Genomic DNA, 17,173 nt, shown 5'->3' with positions numbered 1-17,173 from the left:
CTGACGCCGGCGTGTGCAGGAAGAAGCGGCACGGCATAGGCGGGGCTTCGCGCATGCGCGGCCCCGTCGTTTTGTTATGCCAGTCAAAAACATGCCTGACAAGCATGATTCCCCTTTTGATATAAGCATTTGAAGCGTCCTCGCGCATTTCATATAATTCGGCTAAAGGATGTGAGGGCATGAATGATCCTGAAAAAGAGGGCGAGGCGGCGACGGAGCGCAATCTTGCAGACGCGGGGTGCAGCGGCGAGTTCGTGCGCCGGTTCATCGAGCTCGGCAGAGAGGGCAAAGAGAAAGAGCAGAGCCGGATGCTTTCGCGCCACCGCGCCGAGCTGCTCGAACGGCTGCACGAAGACCAGCGCCGGATAGACTGCCTCGATTTCATACTTTACGAGAGGCGCAGGCGCGGGGCCTGAAAACAGGAAAAAACGCAGGATTTCGCGGCGCGTCGGCAACGCGGCGCAAAGCTAAAAATTTATATTTCACGACACAGGAGGACGAACGGACTATGAAAAAGACATTCACGGCTAAGGCAAAGGCGGCGGCGCTTTTCTGCGCGGCTCTGCTCACGGCGGGAACTGCTTACGCGGCCGAGAACGCGGACGAATGGGACAAGACATTCCCCAAGAGCGACAAGGTAGAGCACAGCAAGGTGACCTTCCACAACCGTTACGGCATCACGCTCACGGCGGACCTTTACAAGCCGAAGGACGCGGAGGGCAGACTCGCGGCGATAGCGGTGTGCGGGCCGTTCGGCGCGGTGAAGGAGCAGGCTTCCGGACTCTACGCGCAGACGATGGCGGAGCGTGGATTCCTGACGATAGCCTTCGACCCGTCGTTCACGGGAGAGAGCGGCGGCGAGCCGAGATACATGGCCTCGCCCGACATCAACACAGAAGATTTCATGGCAGCGGTGGACTATCTCTCCACTCGCTCCGACGTCGCCCCTGACAAGATAGGCATCATCGGCATATGCGGCTGGGGCGGCATGGCGCTCAACGCCGCGGCTCTAGACACGCGCGTGAAGGCGACGGTCGCCTCGACGATGTACGACATGACGCGCGTGAACGCTAACGGCTACTTCGACGCGGAGGACAACGCCGACGCGCGCTACGCGAAGAAGCAGGCGATGAACGCGCAGCGCATCGAGGACTACAAGAACGGTACGTATAAGCGCGCCGGAGGCGTGCCCGACAAACTCCCCGCCGACGCGCCCTTCTTCGTAAAAGACTACTACGACTACTATAAAACGCCGCGCGGCTATCATCCGCGCTCGCTGAACTCCAACGAGGGATGGAACGTCACCGGCTGCGAGTCGTTCATGAACCAGCCGATACTCCGCTACAGCAACGAGATACGCAGCGCCGTGCTCGTCGTCCACGGCGAAAAGGCTCACTCCGTATACTTCAGCCGCGACGCATACGCGAACATGGTGAAAGACAATCCCTACGCGGACAACAAAGAACTCATGATCATCCCCGGCGCGGTCCACACGGACCTTTACGACAGGACGGACATAATCCCGTTCGACAAGATTACCGAGTTCTTTACGAAGTATCTAGGGAAGTAAGCTGGCACCAAAATATGAAACGGGAGCGTCGGCACATCAAGCTCCCGTTTTTATTGCAACTCTTTAAAACTGCATGGATAGTTATTTTGTTTAGAAGTTTACTCGAGCGCGCAATACTTCAGCCTATTAAGGCCTTTTATAGTGATTGGCGACTATAATCTGTTCCCTTATATAATCAAGAACTTTGTACTTGCGTTTGATGTCGAGAGACTCAAACATTTCTGAAACCATCCGCCCCATTATAGAATCTTCCCCAGAATCGTCAGCTACAACTTCACCGTGTAAGGATACGCTCGGTTTCTCTATATCAAGTTCTTCATAGGCAAGATCTAGTGTAGAACAGCTCAATGCACGAGAAATCTCACGCAACACATGAAATGAAACTTCGCTTTTTCCAGTCTCATATTGTGACATCGTATTCGGCTTAACATTCACCATTTTTGCTAAGTCTCGTTGTGTGATGCCTCTCAGCATTCGTATTCTTCGTATTTCCTCTCCAAGCATCTCGGCCTCTTGTCTATGCTATTAAGATTTATTTCTTTAGATAGCATAGCCAAAGCACCCAATACACAGAACCATACAATCTTAAATTAAGAACAATTTATTCTGATATTAAGAATTAAGAGGTGCTCGGTGTTATTAGAAACATAGACGCATTCTAAACGGTAATTTACATAACGGATTATCCTTCCTTACGCATATCATCATTAAAATTACACATACTCTCTATGCACATACTTTGAAGTTGTAAGCATCAGCATAGCGCTGTAATTCATCAAGAATCTTAATTTCTGTCCATATACAGGCGCAGTGGTGCAGCCTTCAACATCAAGAACCATGTGATCGCTCGTCGTTCCGAGTATTTCAACGCCTTCATCCATCGGAGTCAGCCCATCAGGATTAACGTCCTGCCTTCCCAATGCGATAATGGCGCGCAGTCTCCTGCCTTTATCTTCAAAATGTGGAGCTTGCCCGAAAGCGTTCATACCTATCCGTCCAAACGGCTTACTCGGTTTAACGTAAACTTCAACAACTTCAGCTTCTAAAATGAACGCATCTCGATGCAATCCTTCTATAATACGAGAGTACCCCATCAAGTTAGTGCCGAGCAAAATCCCTTCTCCTATTCTCAGATTATTAACTTCAGATGGCATGATATGTTGAGATATCAAATCAAGAGAAGATGTAGCCCCACCTGAAACCACGTCGATTTGATACCCGAGTGAATCCTCCAAGGCCGCTTTGCAAGTGACCAGTGTGCTCAAATTCTGCGCGCTAGGCAAGATGCCTCCGAAACAACCGACGTTCGTTCCTATACCGATACAGTGCACGTATCTGCATGCGGCAAGGCTTGTGCCTACGCGGAGAATATCTTCTGGATTTATTCCTTCTCTTAGGTCTCCGACGTCTACCATGACGATTACATTCATCGATTTTTGCCTTGCCCTACAGATGGTTTCAAGCGGCGCGATGCTCTCTTCCGCGCTGACGACGGTACCATCCGCTATATCTAACAACGCGCTTAGTTCTGACAACATCGGAATACGTAGCAAAAATAACGGAACATTTATGCCGCCTTTTCGCAAAGAATATAGATTTTGTATCCGACTATCCATAAGACAGGAACATCCGCCGTTTATCAATCTACGCGCGACGTTAATATCTGCGGAGCACCCTTTTGTCACTCCATATATCTCTATACCGCACTTTTTTGTTCTACCGTAAAGTATTTCCGTATTTTCTTGTATTTTTTCTAAATTTATAATTAATTTAGGATACATATACCTATCTCCTTAAAATCCGGCCATACTATCAGAACAAAGAACGCAAAAATTGCACGTAATCTTCTTTTTTCATCGGTCGTGGGTTGCTTAAGTTGCTGCCGTTAATGGCAGCTTGTCCGGCGATAGCGTCAATATCTTTTTCCGAGATTCCGATAGATGTAAAAGGCGGCAGGCCAACGTTTTTTGCCAGTTTCTCAACATAGTTGACGGCTTGACGCGCTCCATCAATGTCAGACGTATAGACGCAGCCTAACGCCGCTGCTATGTCAGCATACCGTCTTTCGCAGTATGAAATGTTATATTTCATTATAGGAGCCAACAAAACTGCGTTGCACAAACCATGTGGTAAATCATACAAGCCGCCCATCGCCTCCGCTAAACAATGTACCGATGCGACATCGGAGTGCGAAAATGCAATCGCTGCCAGAACGCTGCCTATCAACATTGCGCTCCTCGCTTCTATATCACCGCCATCTTCAACAGCTCTTGTTATATTGTTTGAAATCATTCGTATCGCATGCAGCGCGCAAGCGTCCGCGATCGGCTCATGCACAAGTGATACATATCCCTCTATTGCGTGTGTCAGCGCGTCCATGCCTGTAAATGCCGTCAACCGCTCCGGCAGAGACTTAGTAAGATTAGGATCGCAGAGTGCGACTTTCGGGGCTAAACTAACGTGCCGTATGCTGAATTTGCGTTTGTCTTTTGTATCTGTGATAACAGTGCCGAACGTTACCTCACTTCCGGTTCCGGCAGTCGTCGGTATGGCGATGATGGGCGGCATCGTGGTCTTTACTGTGTTGTACCCCTCATAGTCGCGTATTTTCCCGCCATGCGATGCAACAATATCGATAGCCTTGGCACAATCAATCGGGCTGCCGCCTCCTATCGCAATTAAACTATCAGCTTTGAAAGCAACAGCCATTTGCGCCCCATTCATCACATTTACATCTTTTGGGTTTGCGTCAACATCACTGTATATTGCATAACGAACGTCGTGCTTTCGCAATACGGCTTCGATAACATCGCAGATTCCGGCGTTAATAATCCCCTTATCTGTTATTATTAAAGGAGATATACAGCCAAGTTTTTTTAACTCATCAGCGATACTGAAACATGCATCTGATCCAAAAACAATTTTTGTCGGCAGTGTGAAACTGAACTGCATGGATCATTTTACCTCCTCTATCCTATTTTTATGCATATGAAATTTAGCGGTCTAATGGAAATATCGGCCTCTGGAGATGTTTATATGTGAAATTTTTAAAATTAGACGATAATAATCCAGGGCAATCAATGTTTATAATAGATTTTGCAATTGCTCCGAATGAAGCTCTGAAATGCATCGACGACTTGACTACCAACAACTTCTTTTCGGATGGCTCTATCCCCATTCGCCTATAGACTTCAAGATCCCACGGCTGCAAACGTTTTTCCGTTACTATGACTTCTATGCCGTCTATATCCAAGACGACAGATCGCCCTAGATCGTTTATGACGCCTTTAGCCATTTTGCCTTTATTGACATAAATCCCATCTGCTATGGTTTTTACAGCAGCTCTTACATGTACCGGATAGCCGTTTATATAGGGATCTTCCGCCTTCCCGCCGAGGTCGACCTCCACGATATTTCCAACTCCGGCATCTATTGCTTTATTGACCGACGCGGGGTCTACTATAATGGCAAACGCTGCATTCCTGACACGATTATCAATCAACGCTTTCAATATATGAGTGCTATCAGCAGGGCCCCCGCCGCCGGGATTGTCAGATAAATCAGCAAATACGATAGGGCCATCTGACACCGCTTCGATAAATTTGATAGCTTCATTAATAGAATATAGCTCCTTTATCTCAAATTCTTCTTTCCGGCTCAATATTTGCCATTTTATGTGATCCAATGTTTGCTGCGCCAGAGGCTCATTATTGTTTGTAACAACGACAACGGCGCATCCCGTATCAGGCGTATCGGCCCAACTGAACCCATGAAGCAGAGATGCCACAATCAGATCGTTGTTATCAGATTTTAACTTTGCAATGTCGGCCTGCATGCTCAGCAAAGGTTCTTTCGCAGTTTCAAGCACACTTGTCATTATCGGGATATGACATGCTCTCATTAAAGGTGACAATTCTCCGCGAAGGCGTTCTGCCATTCTTTTTCCAGCTTCATAAGCTTTTGCGTATTGATCCGTATGCGGGTACGTTTCATATGGGAAAAGCGCATCTGCGTTGTCCAACATTCTTTGAGACAGGTTCGCATGCAGGTCAAGGGTCGCAAAAACCGGGATTTCAGTACCTACGATTTTTTTCAGCGACGATAACAGTTCTCCGTCTCCATCAAGATCCTTTTCCGTCACCATCGCGCCATGCATTGAAAACAATACTGCGTCGAAACGTCCTATATTATTTTGTAAGGTTGTAAATATATAGTCTGAAATTTCGTCGAAAGCTTTTTGACTAACGATGCCGCCCGGCGTGGCATTTGCGGCGATCACCGGAAGGATGTCGAACCCTGCTTCTTGGCACGCATCAATAAAACCAGCCATTTCAGTTTTAGTGCCGCCGAGTACATTCAATATTTCATCTCCGTAAAGAAGGTATCTCGACCTGAAATCTTCTATGGTCGTTTTGTAAGAACAAAACGTATGTGTTTCGTGTTTGAACTCTACTATGGCTACTGTATGTTTTCCAGCTTTCATCATACACATCACACTATCCCCTTCTTACTCACTACGCGATTTTGCCTTTTGATTCATATTTGTAAAAAACGTAGCCTAAAAACATGCCGCCGACCACAGTCAACAAAGTCCTCAACAACGAATCCAGTTTCAGCATCGGGCCGATATAAGCGACAACAACGCAAAACGCAATGACGACAAGGCCGAACTTTTTATGTTTTTGTGTTAAGTCGACGTAGACCCCGGCAAAAACAGTCGGCAGTATAAATTTGAAAGAATCCTTCACAAATTCAGGAAAGTGCGGAATGATTGACGCGCCAACAAATGTAAAGAAGGTAATGATCGAAACGGAGACAAATACTGAAGTGGCTATACCCAACGTAGAAATCATATCGCCTTCTATAGTTCCCGCTTCGACATCGGCAGACTTCTGAGCCATGATGCTGGCGGGAGTGCGTATATCTGCGACGTTCCCGGCAAGCCATGCTATATAAGTTCCGCTCGTACCAAGTATCGGGAAAAACGACAGAGGCTGTACAAACCAGCCAACTCCCATAGACGCAGCCAACAGTATCCACATTTGACCAATTGTACTGATAGACGGGCCAACTCCATAACGAAGATACACATATACAGCAGGTGTGAAATTTGCTATGATTCCCGCTATAATCGTAATTGTTCCTATACGTACCAATCTTGCATTAAACTGTTCAAATTCATTCTGATATTCCGACATGATGATCTGCCCCCTTTTGTCATAACGAATAAACAAATGCCGTCGCGGCGAACATACCAACCAACATCGCTATTCCTAAAGCTGGTTCTCTGACGCTTGGAATTTTTGGTGCAAGGAATTTAATGATTACGAACATCGTAATAGCGGCAAAAGCCGCCGCCAATACATTGCCGCTCGGCTGTGACACAACCTGCCCGCTCAGCAGCGTACCGAACAGACCGAGCGCCGCACCGTCCATAACCAATTTGGTAAGCTTCGGATCATACCTAGAGTTAACTTTAGTGAGGATACGGCTCATTTTCCCGGCAAAAAGCAGGGTAACGAACATCCACATAAAATTATTGACGGCCATTCCCCACAAAGCATAAGAGAACGCCGTTTCATTCCATCCTTCTCCGCCCGGCACGGCACCGACGAACTCAGCAACGATAGTTGATACCGCAAGTTCTGTGCGAGACGCACCGATATCATTCATTCGCATCCATGCGGTCGGCACACCTAAAACCGCTATAAGTGCAATTAAAATGATCACTGGCGACAATGACGGGCCGATTGCCGTAATTGCGGCAGCGCGTATGGACTTGAGCATTTTTCCCTTTGGGAAACCTATCTTCTTTCCTTCCTGCCACGCAGACTGCAAAAACAAAAATGCTTGCAGTAAGACAACGATTACCATTAAGCTTGATACGAACCAAAGTCCCGGAGAATTCATTAACGATGTTAGATTATCCATGTTTCCACCCCTTCAACACTAGAAATTGAAAAACAGACATATTTACCTAAGACCCGAACAAAGCAAGACATGATGCATCCGCCGGCAAAAACGCGCATGTATATGTTGTTCACGTCAAAAGCACATAATTGAAAAAACTCTTTGTTACATTTGAGACATCTACATATGATTCTAATTATAAGAACATTATATTCATATTTTTAGAACTGTCAATTCTTGTTATTCGAATTTGTGTTATTACATTGGACATAAATGATTAACATAAGAGGACTATATGGTCGGGGACGAAATTAAGAGAACCAGAAAATTAAGAGGTATTACGCAGCGAGACTTGGCTAAGATGATAAATGTCAAGCCCAACACGATGTCCCAGTACGAAAATGGGAAAAGCGAGGTCTCTTTCCATGTGCTGAGAGAGATTTCACGCGCTTTGGGGTGCTCTTCGTTAGATTTGGCTTATGAAGAACTTGGCATAGAAAAACCGTGCGTAGGATCCTGTGAAGCGAAAAACGGGGCCGGTTCAGATGAAGAGCTCGCGATGGAACAAATGATTTCTGAAATGTTCAAATCTATAGATATAAAATGCAAATACAAAGTGCTGGAATATGTCAGAGAGCAAGTAATCGTCTCTAATCACTACAAAAAATTAAGACACAGCTAACAAAACAAGAACGGCAGATTGAATCACCGTCTGCCGTTCTTGTTTTGGCATATTTCGATTTCAACAGAAGGAGCGCGCTCTTACCCCTCCAGCATCTTCATAAACTCTTCGCCGGTTATCGTCTCTTTTTCGTAGAGATACTTCGCGAGCTCGTCGAGCTTTTCACGGCGGCCGGCGAGGATCTTGAGCGCTTTTTCATGCTGGGCCTTGACTATCGCGGAGACTTGGCGGTCTATCTGCGTCTGCGTCTCGGGCGAGCACTGCGCGTAGGTTTCGCCGCCGAGGTAGCGCGAGCCTTCGGCCTCGAGCTGCACCATGCCGAATTCGTCGCTCATGCCGTAACGCGTCACCATCGCGCGCGCGAGCTTCGTCGCCTGTTCGATGTCGTTCGCGGCTCCAGTGGACATCGTGCCGAAGACGGTCTCTTCGGCGGCGCGGCCGCCGGTCAGAGTCGCTATCTTGTTTTCAAGCTCTTCGCGCGTGATTATGTAGCGGTCGTTTTCTTCTACCTGCATCGTGTAGCCGAGCGCGCCCGAGGTGCGCGGGATGATCGTTATCTTTTCGACGGGGGCTGAGCCGCTCTGATCCGCCGCGACTATCGCGTGGCCTATCTCGTGGTACGCGACCGTGCGGCGCTCCTGCTCGGTCAGTATCGCGTTCTTCTTCTGGTAGCCGGCTATGACTACCTCGATGCTCTCTTCCATGTCGGCTTCGGTCGCGGCGGAACGTCCCGCGCGCACCGCGCGCAGCGCGGCTTCGTTGACGATGTTCGCGAGCTCAGCGCCGGACGCGCCGGAGGACATTCTCGCTATCTTGTTGAAGTCTACGCTCCCGTCGGTTTTAACGCGCTTCGCGTGGACCTGCAAAATAGCCTCGCGGCCTTTGAGGTCCGGCAGCTCGACCGGCACGCGGCGGTCGAAGCGCCCGGGGCGCGTCAGCGCGGGGTCGAGCGATTCGGGCCTGTTGGTCGCGGCGAGGATTATGACGCCGGTGTTGCCCTCGAAGCCGTCCATTTCTGTCAGGAGCTGGTTGAGCGTCTGCTCGCGCTCGTCGTTGCCGGCGACGCGCGAGTCGCGGCGCTGGCCTATCGCGTCTATTTCGTCTATGAAGACGATGCACGGCGCTTTTTCCTTCGCCTGCTTGAAGAGGTCGCGCACCTTCGCGGCCCCCATTCCGACGAACATCTCTACGAACTCGGAGCCTGAGATGGAAAAGAACGGCACGTTGGACTCTCCGGCGACGGCTTTGGCGAGCATCGTCTTTCCCGTGCCCGGAGGGCCGACGAGCAGGACGCCTTTGGGCATCGACGCGCCTATCTCTTTATATTTGTCGGGCTTGTGCAGGTAGTCCACTATTTCCTTGAGGTTGTCCTTCGCTTCGTCCTCTCCGGCGACGTCGCTGAACTTTATGCCCTCCGACGATTTTACGTATATCTTCGCGTCGGACTTGCCCATGCCGAACGACATGAAGTTCCCGCCGCCCCTGTTCATCATCTTTTTAGACATGTACTGCCCTATGAGGAAGAATATCCCTATGGGGATGACCCAGCTCAGCAGTATGTTGAGCAGCGGCGACATCTGCTGGATTATCTGTCCCTCGAACTTGGCCCCGGCGTCGTGGAGACGGACGACGAGCCCCGGATCGTTGAGCGGCCCGGTCTTGTAGACGTTTTTCTCAGCCTTGTCGGTGAATATTATCTGGTTGCTCTGTATCTCGACGCGGCCTATGTCCTTGTTGTCGGTCATGGTCATGAAGGTGCCGTAGTCGATATTCTTCACCTGTTTCTGCGCGATGTAAGGCATCGCGAGCAGATTGAAGCACATGAGCATGAGCAGCGCCACGCCGTAGTAATAATATAGCGGTTTCTTAGGTTTCTGTACTTCGTGCAATTTTCCGTGCTCCTTTCGTTTCACGTCCTGATACAGCGCAATTTTATCATGCCGCGATAAAAAATAAAATAATACGGGGCAAAACATTACAATACGCTGATATTTGTATGAAAAAAGCGGCCCGAAGGCCGCTTTTACAATTCCGCGCCGTTTTGCTTTACCTTATGAAATTCGTCGCTATCTTAGGCTCGCGCTCCGGCTCGGGCACTCCGGCTTTGCGTCCGGCTTCGATGCACCGGAGCAGCCACGCTATGTTTTCGCCGAGCTGGCGCATCGTCTGGAGCCCTTCGGCGTCCCTGCGCGCCTCGTCCGGGGTGTTGCCGTGTATCTGGTTCCAGTAGTTCGACGATACTACCGGCATGGAGTTTATCGTGAAATACTTGTTGAGCCTGTCGAAGGCCGCCGACGCGCCGCCGCGCCGGCACGACACGACGGAGGCTCCGAGCTTTCCGGCCAGCTTTCCGCCCGCTGAGAAGAAGAGGCGGTCGAGGAAGGCGCATATCTGCCCGCTCGGCCCCGCGTAGTAGACGGGCGAACCGGCGACAATCGCGTCGAACTCGCCGAGCCGCGCCGCCGTTTCGTTCACTATGTCGTTTTTAACGCATCTGCCAAGTCTGCCGCACGCGCCGCAGGACATGCAGCCCGGTATCTCGCCCTTGCCGAGCCACAGTATTTCAGTTTCGACGCCGCGTTTTTCCAGAGCGTCCGCCGTCTCGCGCAGCGCGGTGTAGGTGCAGCCGTGTTCGTTCGGGCTGCCGTTGATGAGAAGAACTTTCATAGCCAGGTCAACTCCTTCGCATACGATAAGCGCCGCGCCCCTTTCGTCCCCGGCACGGCGCTCTCCTTACGGAGTATATTTTACTCTATTTTATAGAGGCTCCGAGCTTCTTCGCCTCTTCGAGCTCCGGCTTGCCCTCGATGTCGCCGACCGCCATGACGCCGCCGCAGAGGACCTTGCCCCAGTCCTTCCAGCCGATGTGTCCCATGAGGCGGTCGTACCAATAGACGGTCTCCTCGAAGCCGTTGCCCTCGGCGGCCATCAGCAGCGCGCTCTCCTTATGCGGGTTCGCGTAGTTCGGGTCGCATTCTGCGACGGCGAAGAGCCTGTCGAATGCGCACTTGAGCTGCCCGCTTATCGTCCAGTAGTAGAGCGGCGAGGCGAGTACGACGACGTCGGCCTCTTTGTAGGCCGGGTAGATCTTCTCCATGTCGTCCTTCTGCACGCAGGGGCTTTCGGGATTCTTGCCGCCCGCGCAGCATCCGCGGCAGCCGTTTATCTTCATGCCGCCGAGCCAGAACTCCGTCACGGTGTGTCCCGCGCTCTCCGCGCCTTCGCGGAACGCTTTCACGAGCGCGGACGTGTTGCCGTTCTTACGCGGGCTGCCGTTGAGAACTACTATCTTCTTTCCCATTTTCGTCTTCCTCCCGATAGAGCTGTGTTATCCTAGAAAAGTTCAGCGAGAGCCGCAGCCTTCGCGCAGCCGTCGGTCTTGTCTATGTCGCCCTCGGCGTTCACGCCGGGGACGAGCACTTCGCCGACGTTCTTCCACTCGATGAGCGCCGTGCTGCGTTCATAAGGCATACGTACGCCGTCGAGCACGGTCGGGTCGCTCTCCTCGCAGCACGAGATCAGCGCGCACTCCTTGCCCGCGATCTTGCGCCCCGCGACGCAGAACGAATAGAACTTGTCGATAACGGCCTTGATCTGCGCCGGCATCGTGTACCAGTAGACCGGCGTCGCGAAGACGACGGCGTCCGCCTCTTCGACCGCTGGCGCGATCTTGTTGAAATCGTCGTCGAAGGCGCAGGCCTTGCCCGTCTTATAGCAGCCGCAGCAGGCTCGGCAGCCCTTGACGTCCATCATCGCCGCGTCAAAACGCGTCACGCTGTGCCCTTTTTCCTCCGCCGCCTTGATAAAGGCCGCCGCCATTGCCGCACTGTTGCCCTTCGCGCGCGGGCTTCCTGTAATCACGACTATCTTCTTTCCCACACTTACCACTTCTTTCGTAAAATTTGCGCCGCCTTTTCCTCCGGCGTTGACTTGTACCTGTTTATACGCTACAACTATATAATAAATACAGACGGGCGCAAGTACTGACATCAACGTAATGTACTTACGCAAAGGAGAGTATAGGAGCAATGGACATAAAACGCTGCATATCCGCCGAGTCTCTATGCGAGACGGGATTCAGCTACACGCTCTCGCTGATAAGCGGGAAATATAAAATGACGATACTGTACACGCTGATGGAATTCGGCGTCGTGCGCTTCAACGAAATGAAAAAATATATCGGAGGCATATCCTACAAAACCCTCAGCGCGACGCTGAAAGAACTGGAGGCCGACAAGCTCGTCCACCGTGAGGAATATCCGCAGATACCGCCGAAGGTCGAATACAGCCTCACCGAGCGCGGCAAATCGCTGATACCGATACTCGACGGCATGTGCGAGTGGGGAGACAAGAACAGGCTGTAAGGATCCGCGCCCGCGCCGCGCGAGCTTACGCCGCAGGCGGCGGCACTGAAAAAACTCCGTCCCAGCCGCCCGGCTAAGCAGCGTGGAAAGGGCCGCGCCGCTGGGCGAAAGGCGCCGCCGCGTCATTGTCCGGCGCGGCGGCGCAAAACCCCGGCGCCCACGGCAATATACGCTTCATCGGCCTTACATTAACGCTTCGTTATACCCGATTAACTTTTCATACAAATATATATGCCGCCATGCAAATCTTCTTTGCCGGATGAACCGTGGCAGTCTATACGGAAATTTGCCCGAGCGCCATAAATGTTTCCGCCGTCTGAAACGGCCGCCCAGCTTCACCGGGCGCAGAGGCTTTCCCGGACGGCGCGGCCTTTTCTTAAAAAGCCGCCCGGCCGTAAAAAGATCCGGCCCGCGGGAGGAAGGCCGCGGGCCGGGATGTGTGGGGTGTGGAGTTGAACTCTATCGGAGGAGTTTTAAGCCTTCGCTCCGCCGCGCGTCCGCGGCGGGCGTAATCTGCAAATTTGAATTAGAATTTAGCGAAGCGTTTTCCGAACTCTTCGCACTGCTTTCTGCCGTCGTCGTCAGGCGTGAGGTTGATGATAAGCCCCTGCTCGAAAAGCGCGCAGCCGTCTTTCTTCATACGGTCTTCCCAGTTGCGCATCCATTCGCCGTCGCCCCAGCCGAACGAGCCGAAGAGGGCCACTTTCTTACCGGCGAGCTCGGGCTCTATCGAGCAGAGGAACGGCTCGAACTCGCATTCCTCAAGCACCTCAGCCCCCATCGAAGGGCAGCCGAGCGCGAGCTTCGCGTATTCGGCGGTGCTGCGCGATCCGAACTCGGAGACCGAGAAAAGGTCGGCGTGCGCTCCTTCGGCGCGGATTCCCTCGGTTATCGCGTTCGCCATAGTTTCCGTGTTGCCCGTCGCGCTCCAGTATATGACAGCTATCTTATCCATCTGTATTTCCGCCTTTCTAAATTTTATCCCCGCGCCTGCGGGAGCAGTTCTTTCACGTTTACGCCGGGAAGGCGCGCTCGGCGAGCTGAGCTATGCGCGCGCCCCTTTCTATCATCGCGCAGAAATATTCCGTGCATCTGCGATAGCTCTCGAAAAGCCCCGCCGCGCGTTCGCCGTCGCCGTAGACCTTCCACGTGCCGCAGGCTTTGAAATTCCTGCCTTCGTTCGAGATGAAGCCGCGCACGTCCTCTACCGGATAGCCGAGAAAAATACCTATCTCGTGCGGAAATTCGCCGCACTTCACCAGGCGGGACTTCAGCCTCGCTATCCTGCCTTCCAGAGTCAGATCTTTCGCGTAGCCGTACTCCGAGAGAAAATCCGCGCCTTCCTCGCCTATCGACTCAGCGAGCAGATCTTCGCGATAGACGAAGACGAGCGCATAACGTTCGCACTCGCAGAGGATTTCAGTTTTCACTCCGCACGCGTTCAGGCTTTCCGCCGCCTCGCACAGCTCCCGCTCCTCGCGCCGCCCCTCCGAAAAGTGGAGGGTGAAGAGATTCGACGGCTTGATGCCGGCGAGGGCGGGCGCGCAGTGAAGCGCAAACAATTTTTCAACTGAATTTCCTGTCAGCGTCGTCTTATCTGCCATCGTTTTTCATCCTTGCGTTAGCTCTCGCTAACCACGCCAATATAATAAGTTAGCTTTGTCTAACTGTCAAGAGGCGAATTTGAAAACTTCCGAAGAAATCCGCGCGCGGCGCAAAAACAGGGCCGGAGCGGATTTTTCCGCTCCAGCTTCTACTATACCGCCGGTTGACGGAGGTATTGAGCATCCGTATAATACAAATATCTTCTCCCTCTTGGAGATGACGGAAGACCCGTCGCACCATCTCCCTGAGGGTTATTTTTTTATGAGGTGCGAAGTGCCATATTCCGAGCCGGCGATAAAGCGCGTTTATACTTTTTTCGACCTACAGAACCTTTACCTGTCGGTAAAAGCAGCGTGGAGCATGAAATATCCGAATTTTGACCCTATAGCTCTCTCCGAATGCGTAACGTCGAAATTTAAGGACTGGGCGCTGACCGGCATAAGGCTTTACACCGGCGTACACACCGCCGAGAAGAATCTTTTCTGGCATAATTTCTGGAACAGAAAGCTGACTTTTCATAAAAACGCGGATAGGCGCGTCGACGTTTTCACAACGCCGCTGCACTACAACAACGGCGTACCAAGCGAGAAGGGCGTGGACGTGCGCATCGCGCTCGACCTCGTCCGCGCGGCGCGTCTCAACCGATGCGACGTAGTCGTGCTCTTCAGCCGCGACACGGATTTCGCCGAAGCCGCAAAAGAAATACGCGCCATCGCCTACGAGAAACAGCGCTGGATAAAGATAGCCTCCGTCATGCCGGACCATCCCGCGTTGAAAAGGGGCATAGACGGCACGGACTGGATCCGGCTCTCTAAATCGGAATACGAAGGCTGTATTGATTCCAACGATTACAGATAGGCATCTCAAAATACAAAAAGAGGCGCTTTCGCGCCTCTTTCGCTTTTTTCGAATTTTTCGCCGCGGCGGGCTTATCCGCGTTTTTTCAGCACGGGGGAGAGGCCGTAGCCGCATGCAAGCAGCGTCGTGAGGTTGTGCAGTATCGCGGAGGTGCGCGGCGTCACGCGGCCCGCGAGGCCGAGCAGTATGAGCATGGTGTTCACTCCGACTATGGCGGCGTAGTTCGTCTTTATCTTGCGCATGGTGCGCGAGCTTATGCGGCGCGCGTCGGCGATTCCTTCAAGGCGGTCGTCGAGCAGCACGACGTTCGCGACTTCCTGCGCGATGTCCGCGCCGTGCTTCATCGTGATGCCGACGGAGGCCTCGGAGAGCGCGGGCGAGTCGTTGATGCCGTCGCCTATCATCATGACACGGCGTCCGTCCTCGCGCATTTTTTTGATGTAGCCGGCTTTGTCCTGCGGCAGCATCTCGGCGCATATTTCTGTGATTCCCGCTTCGGCGGCCGTCTTCTGCGCGGCGCGCCGCCCGTCGCCGGTGAGCATGACGATGTTTTTGAGCCCCTCGGACTTGAGGCCGGCTATGACGGCGGGGGCTTCGCGCTTGAGCGGGTCTTCGATGCAGATTATCCCCGCGAGCCCGCCGCCTATAGCGAGGTAGAGCAGCGAGTAGCGCTCGGCTTCAGCGGCTGCCGCGGCCTTCTGTTCTTCCGTCCACGCCGTGCCTTCGTCGTCGAATACGAAGTGGCGGCTGCCTATTATCGTCTTTTCCCCGCGCAGGCTCGACGCTATGCCGTGGGCTACGGTGTATTTCACCTCGGCGTGCTCTTCTTCGTGGCGCAGGCCTTCCTCCGCGGCCTTGCGCACCACGGCGCGCGCTATCGGGTGCGGGAAGTGCTCTTCGAGGCATGCTGCGAGGCGCAGCACTTCCTCGCGGCTGCGTCCGCCGAAAGGCACGACCTTCGCGACGCGCGGCTCGGCGGCAGTCAGAGTGCCGGTCTTGTCGAAGACCGCCGTGTCGGCCTCAGCCATCGCCTCGATGAATTTTCCGCCTTTTATCAGCACGCCGTTTTTGACGCCTTCGCGCATCGCGGCGAGTATAGAAAGCGGCGTCGCTATTTTTATGGCGCACGAGTAGTCCACCATTATCGCGGAGGCGGCGCGCTCAGGGTCGCGCGTGAAGAGGTAGACGAGCGCGGCGAGCGCGAAGTTGAAGGGGACTATCGAGTCCGCGAGCTTTTCGGCCTGGCTCTGTACGCTGGCCTTGCGTCCTTCGGATTCCTCTATTACGCGGATTATCTTGTCTATGCGCGTGCCTCCGGCGGCGGCGGTGACTTCTATCGTTATCCCGCCCTCTTCGACGGCGGTCCCAGCGTAGACGCTCGCCCCGGCGCGGCGTACTATGCCGAGCGGCTCGCCTGTCATCGAGGACTGGTTGACGACGGCCTCGCCCTCGACGACCCTGCCGTCGGCCGGGATGATCGAGCCGGCGCGTATGACGAGCAGGTCGCCCGTCCGCAGCTCGGAAAACGGTATCTCGACTTCCGCGCCGCCTTTTTTTATCCAGACTTTGTCCACGCGCAGCGCGAGACTCTGCGCGAGGTCTTCCTTAGAGCGGTGCTGCGTCCATTCCTCCATTTCCTCGGCGAGCGACATGAGCGTCATTATGACGCCGGCCGTGGTGAAGTCGTCGCGCAGCATGGCGCTCGATATGGCCGCCGCGTCAAGCACGGAGACGTTGAGCCTGCGCGCGATAAAAAAAGCCTTGAGCCCCTTCGCGATGTACGGGGCGGCGCGCCATAGGCAGACGGCCTGACGCACGCGCGCAGGCAGGACGAGCATACGGAAAGCCATGCCCGCGACGGTGCGCAGCAGAGTCGAGGCGAGCGGCACGCCGCGGCCCGGCATCTCTATGCCCTCGTAGTATTCGCGCGTCATGACCGAGGCCGCCGTCAGTATCTCGCCGCGGCGCGGCGGTTCGAAATATATGAGTATGCTGCCCGTCCTGTGCGACGCCTTGACCCGCGTCACGCCGTCAAGCGTTTCAAAGACGGCGCAGACGGCCGGAGCCTCTTCCTTCGTGAAGGTCCCGGCGGGAGTCCTCAGGCGGATGCGCCCGGGCAGCTCGTGAACGATCTTAAATTCCATAAAATCTTCCCCGCAATCCTATGAGTCCGCATTTACGAAC

18 protein-coding genes are annotated in these 17,173 nt (G+C 53.1%); 5 read left to right on the top strand and 13 right to left on the bottom strand.

Annotated elements, in window-relative coordinates; translation table 11 throughout:
- The first annotated feature begins 179 nt into the window (after positions 1-179).
- Positions 180-416: a hypothetical protein gene (locus B5F39_RS10270; protein WP_087366967.1), complete on the top strand. Its 237-nt coding sequence runs from the start codon at positions 180-182 to the stop codon at positions 414-416.
- 92 nt (positions 417-508) lie between these two features.
- Complete coding sequence (locus tag B5F39_RS10265) at positions 509-1,570, top strand: alpha/beta hydrolase (protein ID WP_087366964.1); 1,062 nt, start codon at positions 509-511, stop codon at positions 1,568-1,570.
- A 126-nt stretch (positions 1,571-1,696) separates the two neighbouring features.
- Here the strand turns inward: B5F39_RS10265 and B5F39_RS10260 are convergent, their stop codons facing one another.
- The 6 genes from B5F39_RS10260 to B5F39_RS10235 form a co-directional block, all read right to left on the bottom strand.
- Complete coding sequence (locus B5F39_RS10260) at positions 1,697-2,074, bottom strand: XRE family transcriptional regulator (RefSeq protein ID WP_087366961.1); 378 nt, start codon at positions 2,072-2,074, stop codon at positions 1,697-1,699.
- Between the two features lie 209 nt (positions 2,075-2,283).
- Positions 2,284-3,351, bottom strand: a complete 1,068-nt coding sequence (locus B5F39_RS10255) for an alanine/ornithine racemase family PLP-dependent enzyme (RefSeq protein ID WP_087366959.1) — start codon at positions 3,349-3,351, stop codon at positions 2,284-2,286.
- Between the two features lie 31 nt (positions 3,352-3,382).
- Positions 3,383-4,522 carry an iron-containing alcohol dehydrogenase gene (locus tag B5F39_RS10250; protein ID WP_087366956.1) on the bottom strand — a complete coding sequence of 380 codons (1,140 nt, stop codon included), beginning with the start codon at positions 4,520-4,522 and terminating at the stop codon, positions 3,383-3,385.
- A gap of 43 nt (positions 4,523-4,565) precedes the next feature.
- On the bottom strand, positions 4,566-6,056 hold the full coding sequence (locus tag B5F39_RS10245; protein ID WP_158096024.1) for a M81 family metallopeptidase: 1,491 nt from the start codon (positions 6,054-6,056) through the stop codon (positions 4,566-4,568).
- 28 nt (positions 6,057-6,084) lie between these two features.
- Positions 6,085-6,768, bottom strand: a complete 684-nt coding sequence (locus tag B5F39_RS10240) for a hypothetical protein (protein ID WP_087366950.1) — start codon at positions 6,766-6,768, stop codon at positions 6,085-6,087.
- A gap of 19 nt (positions 6,769-6,787) precedes the next feature.
- Positions 6,788-7,501: a DUF5058 family protein gene (locus B5F39_RS10235; protein WP_087366947.1), complete on the bottom strand. Its 714-nt coding sequence runs from the start codon at positions 7,499-7,501 to the stop codon at positions 6,788-6,790.
- Positions 7,502-7,775: 274 nt separating this feature from the next.
- Here B5F39_RS10235 and B5F39_RS10230 point away from each other — a divergent pair, with 274 nt between their 5' ends.
- Positions 7,776-8,162, top strand: coding sequence for a helix-turn-helix transcriptional regulator (locus B5F39_RS10230; RefSeq protein WP_087366944.1), 387 nt, complete (start codon positions 7,776-7,778; stop codon positions 8,160-8,162).
- 80 nt (positions 8,163-8,242) lie between these two features.
- On the opposite strand, the gene ftsH is transcribed toward B5F39_RS10230, so the two are convergent.
- The 4 genes from ftsH to B5F39_RS10210 form a co-directional block, all read right to left on the bottom strand.
- The gene (gene ftsH, locus B5F39_RS10225) at positions 8,243-10,051 is read right to left on the bottom strand and encodes an ATP-dependent zinc metalloprotease FtsH (protein ID WP_087366941.1); all 1,809 of its coding nucleotides are present in this window, start codon (positions 10,049-10,051) and stop codon (positions 8,243-8,245) included.
- A 157-nt stretch (positions 10,052-10,208) separates the two neighbouring features.
- On the bottom strand, positions 10,209-10,829 hold the full coding sequence (locus B5F39_RS10220) for a flavodoxin family protein (protein ID WP_087366938.1): 621 nt from the start codon (positions 10,827-10,829) through the stop codon (positions 10,209-10,211).
- An 85-nt stretch (positions 10,830-10,914) separates the two neighbouring features.
- The gene (locus B5F39_RS10215; RefSeq protein ID WP_087366935.1) at positions 10,915-11,463 is read right to left on the bottom strand and encodes a flavodoxin family protein; all 549 of its coding nucleotides are present in this window, start codon (positions 11,461-11,463) and stop codon (positions 10,915-10,917) included.
- A 32-nt stretch (positions 11,464-11,495) separates the two neighbouring features.
- Positions 11,496-12,041, bottom strand: coding sequence for a flavodoxin family protein (locus B5F39_RS10210; RefSeq protein ID WP_087366932.1), 546 nt, complete (start codon positions 12,039-12,041; stop codon positions 11,496-11,498).
- A 149-nt stretch (positions 12,042-12,190) separates the two neighbouring features.
- On the opposite strand from B5F39_RS10210, the gene B5F39_RS10205 reads away from it, so the two are divergent.
- Positions 12,191-12,526 (top strand): helix-turn-helix domain-containing protein, encoded by a 336-nt coding sequence (locus B5F39_RS10205; protein WP_087366930.1) that lies wholly within the window; start codon positions 12,191-12,193, stop codon positions 12,524-12,526.
- Positions 12,527-13,052: 526 nt separating this feature from the next.
- Here B5F39_RS10205 and B5F39_RS10200 read toward each other — a convergent pair.
- Positions 13,053-13,481: a flavodoxin gene (locus B5F39_RS10200; protein ID WP_087366927.1), complete on the bottom strand. Its 429-nt coding sequence runs from the start codon at positions 13,479-13,481 to the stop codon at positions 13,053-13,055.
- 58 nt (positions 13,482-13,539) lie between these two features.
- Positions 13,540-14,130 (bottom strand): DUF3793 family protein, encoded by a 591-nt coding sequence (locus tag B5F39_RS10195; protein ID WP_087366924.1) that lies wholly within the window; start codon positions 14,128-14,130, stop codon positions 13,540-13,542.
- A gap of 262 nt (positions 14,131-14,392) precedes the next feature.
- Between B5F39_RS10195 and B5F39_RS10190 the strand changes: the two genes are divergently transcribed.
- Entirely contained in the window at positions 14,393-14,989 is a 597-nt protein-coding gene (locus tag B5F39_RS10190) for an NYN domain-containing protein (RefSeq protein WP_087367085.1), read from the top strand.
- 71 nt (positions 14,990-15,060) lie between these two features.
- Here the strand turns inward: B5F39_RS10190 and B5F39_RS10185 are convergent, their stop codons facing one another.
- A complete protein-coding gene (locus B5F39_RS10185) occupies positions 15,061-17,133 on the bottom strand; it encodes a heavy metal translocating P-type ATPase (RefSeq protein ID WP_087366920.1) in 2,073 nt (690 codons plus the stop codon).
- Between the last annotated feature and the right edge of the window lie 40 nt (positions 17,134-17,173).

Origin of the sequence: Cloacibacillus sp. An23, assembly GCF_002159945.1 — a bacterium.
Lineage (GTDB): Bacteria > Synergistota > Synergistia > Synergistales > Synergistaceae > Caccocola.
This window is presented reverse-complemented; position numbering and strand designations above follow the sequence as displayed.

Excerpts from the sequence above, each read along its gene's own strand:
- B5F39_RS10270 (WP_087366967.1), top strand. The coding sequence starts at position 180 with ATGAATGATCCTGAAAAAGAGGGCGAGGCGGCGACGGAGCGCAATCTT.
- B5F39_RS10265 (WP_087366964.1), top strand. The coding sequence starts at position 509 with ATGAAAAAGACATTCACGGCTAAGGCAAAGGCGGCGGCGCTTTTCTGC.
- B5F39_RS10260 (WP_087366961.1), bottom strand. The coding sequence starts at position 2,074 with ATGCTTGGAGAGGAAATACGAAGAATACGAATGCTGAGAGGCATCACA.
- B5F39_RS10255 (WP_087366959.1), bottom strand. The coding sequence starts at position 3,351 with ATGTATCCTAAATTAATTATAAATTTAGAAAAAATACAAGAAAATACG.
- B5F39_RS10250 (WP_087366956.1), bottom strand. The coding sequence starts at position 4,522 with ATGCAGTTCAGTTTCACACTGCCGACAAAAATTGTTTTTGGATCAGAT.
- B5F39_RS10245 (WP_158096024.1), bottom strand. The coding sequence starts at position 6,056 with ATGATGAAAGCTGGAAAACATACAGTAGCCATAGTAGAGTTCAAACAC.
- B5F39_RS10240 (WP_087366950.1), bottom strand. The coding sequence starts at position 6,768 with ATGTCGGAATATCAGAATGAATTTGAACAGTTTAATGCAAGATTGGTA.
- B5F39_RS10235 (WP_087366947.1), bottom strand. The coding sequence starts at position 7,501 with ATGGATAATCTAACATCGTTAATGAATTCTCCGGGACTTTGGTTCGTA.
- B5F39_RS10230 (WP_087366944.1), top strand. The coding sequence starts at position 7,776 with ATGGTCGGGGACGAAATTAAGAGAACCAGAAAATTAAGAGGTATTACG.
- B5F39_RS10220 (WP_087366938.1), bottom strand. The coding sequence starts at position 10,829 with ATGAAAGTTCTTCTCATCAACGGCAGCCCGAACGAACACGGCTGCACC.
- B5F39_RS10215 (WP_087366935.1), bottom strand. The coding sequence starts at position 11,463 with ATGGGAAAGAAGATAGTAGTTCTCAACGGCAGCCCGCGTAAGAACGGC.
- B5F39_RS10205 (WP_087366930.1), top strand. The coding sequence starts at position 12,191 with ATGGACATAAAACGCTGCATATCCGCCGAGTCTCTATGCGAGACGGGA.
- B5F39_RS10200 (WP_087366927.1), bottom strand. The coding sequence starts at position 13,481 with ATGGATAAGATAGCTGTCATATACTGGAGCGCGACGGGCAACACGGAA.
- B5F39_RS10195 (WP_087366924.1), bottom strand. The coding sequence starts at position 14,130 with ATGGCAGATAAGACGACGCTGACAGGAAATTCAGTTGAAAAATTGTTT.
- B5F39_RS10190 (WP_087367085.1), top strand. The coding sequence starts at position 14,393 with ATGAGGTGCGAAGTGCCATATTCCGAGCCGGCGATAAAGCGCGTTTAT.
- B5F39_RS10185 (WP_087366920.1), bottom strand. The coding sequence starts at position 17,133 with ATGGAATTTAAGATCGTTCACGAGCTGCCCGGGCGCATCCGCCTGAGG.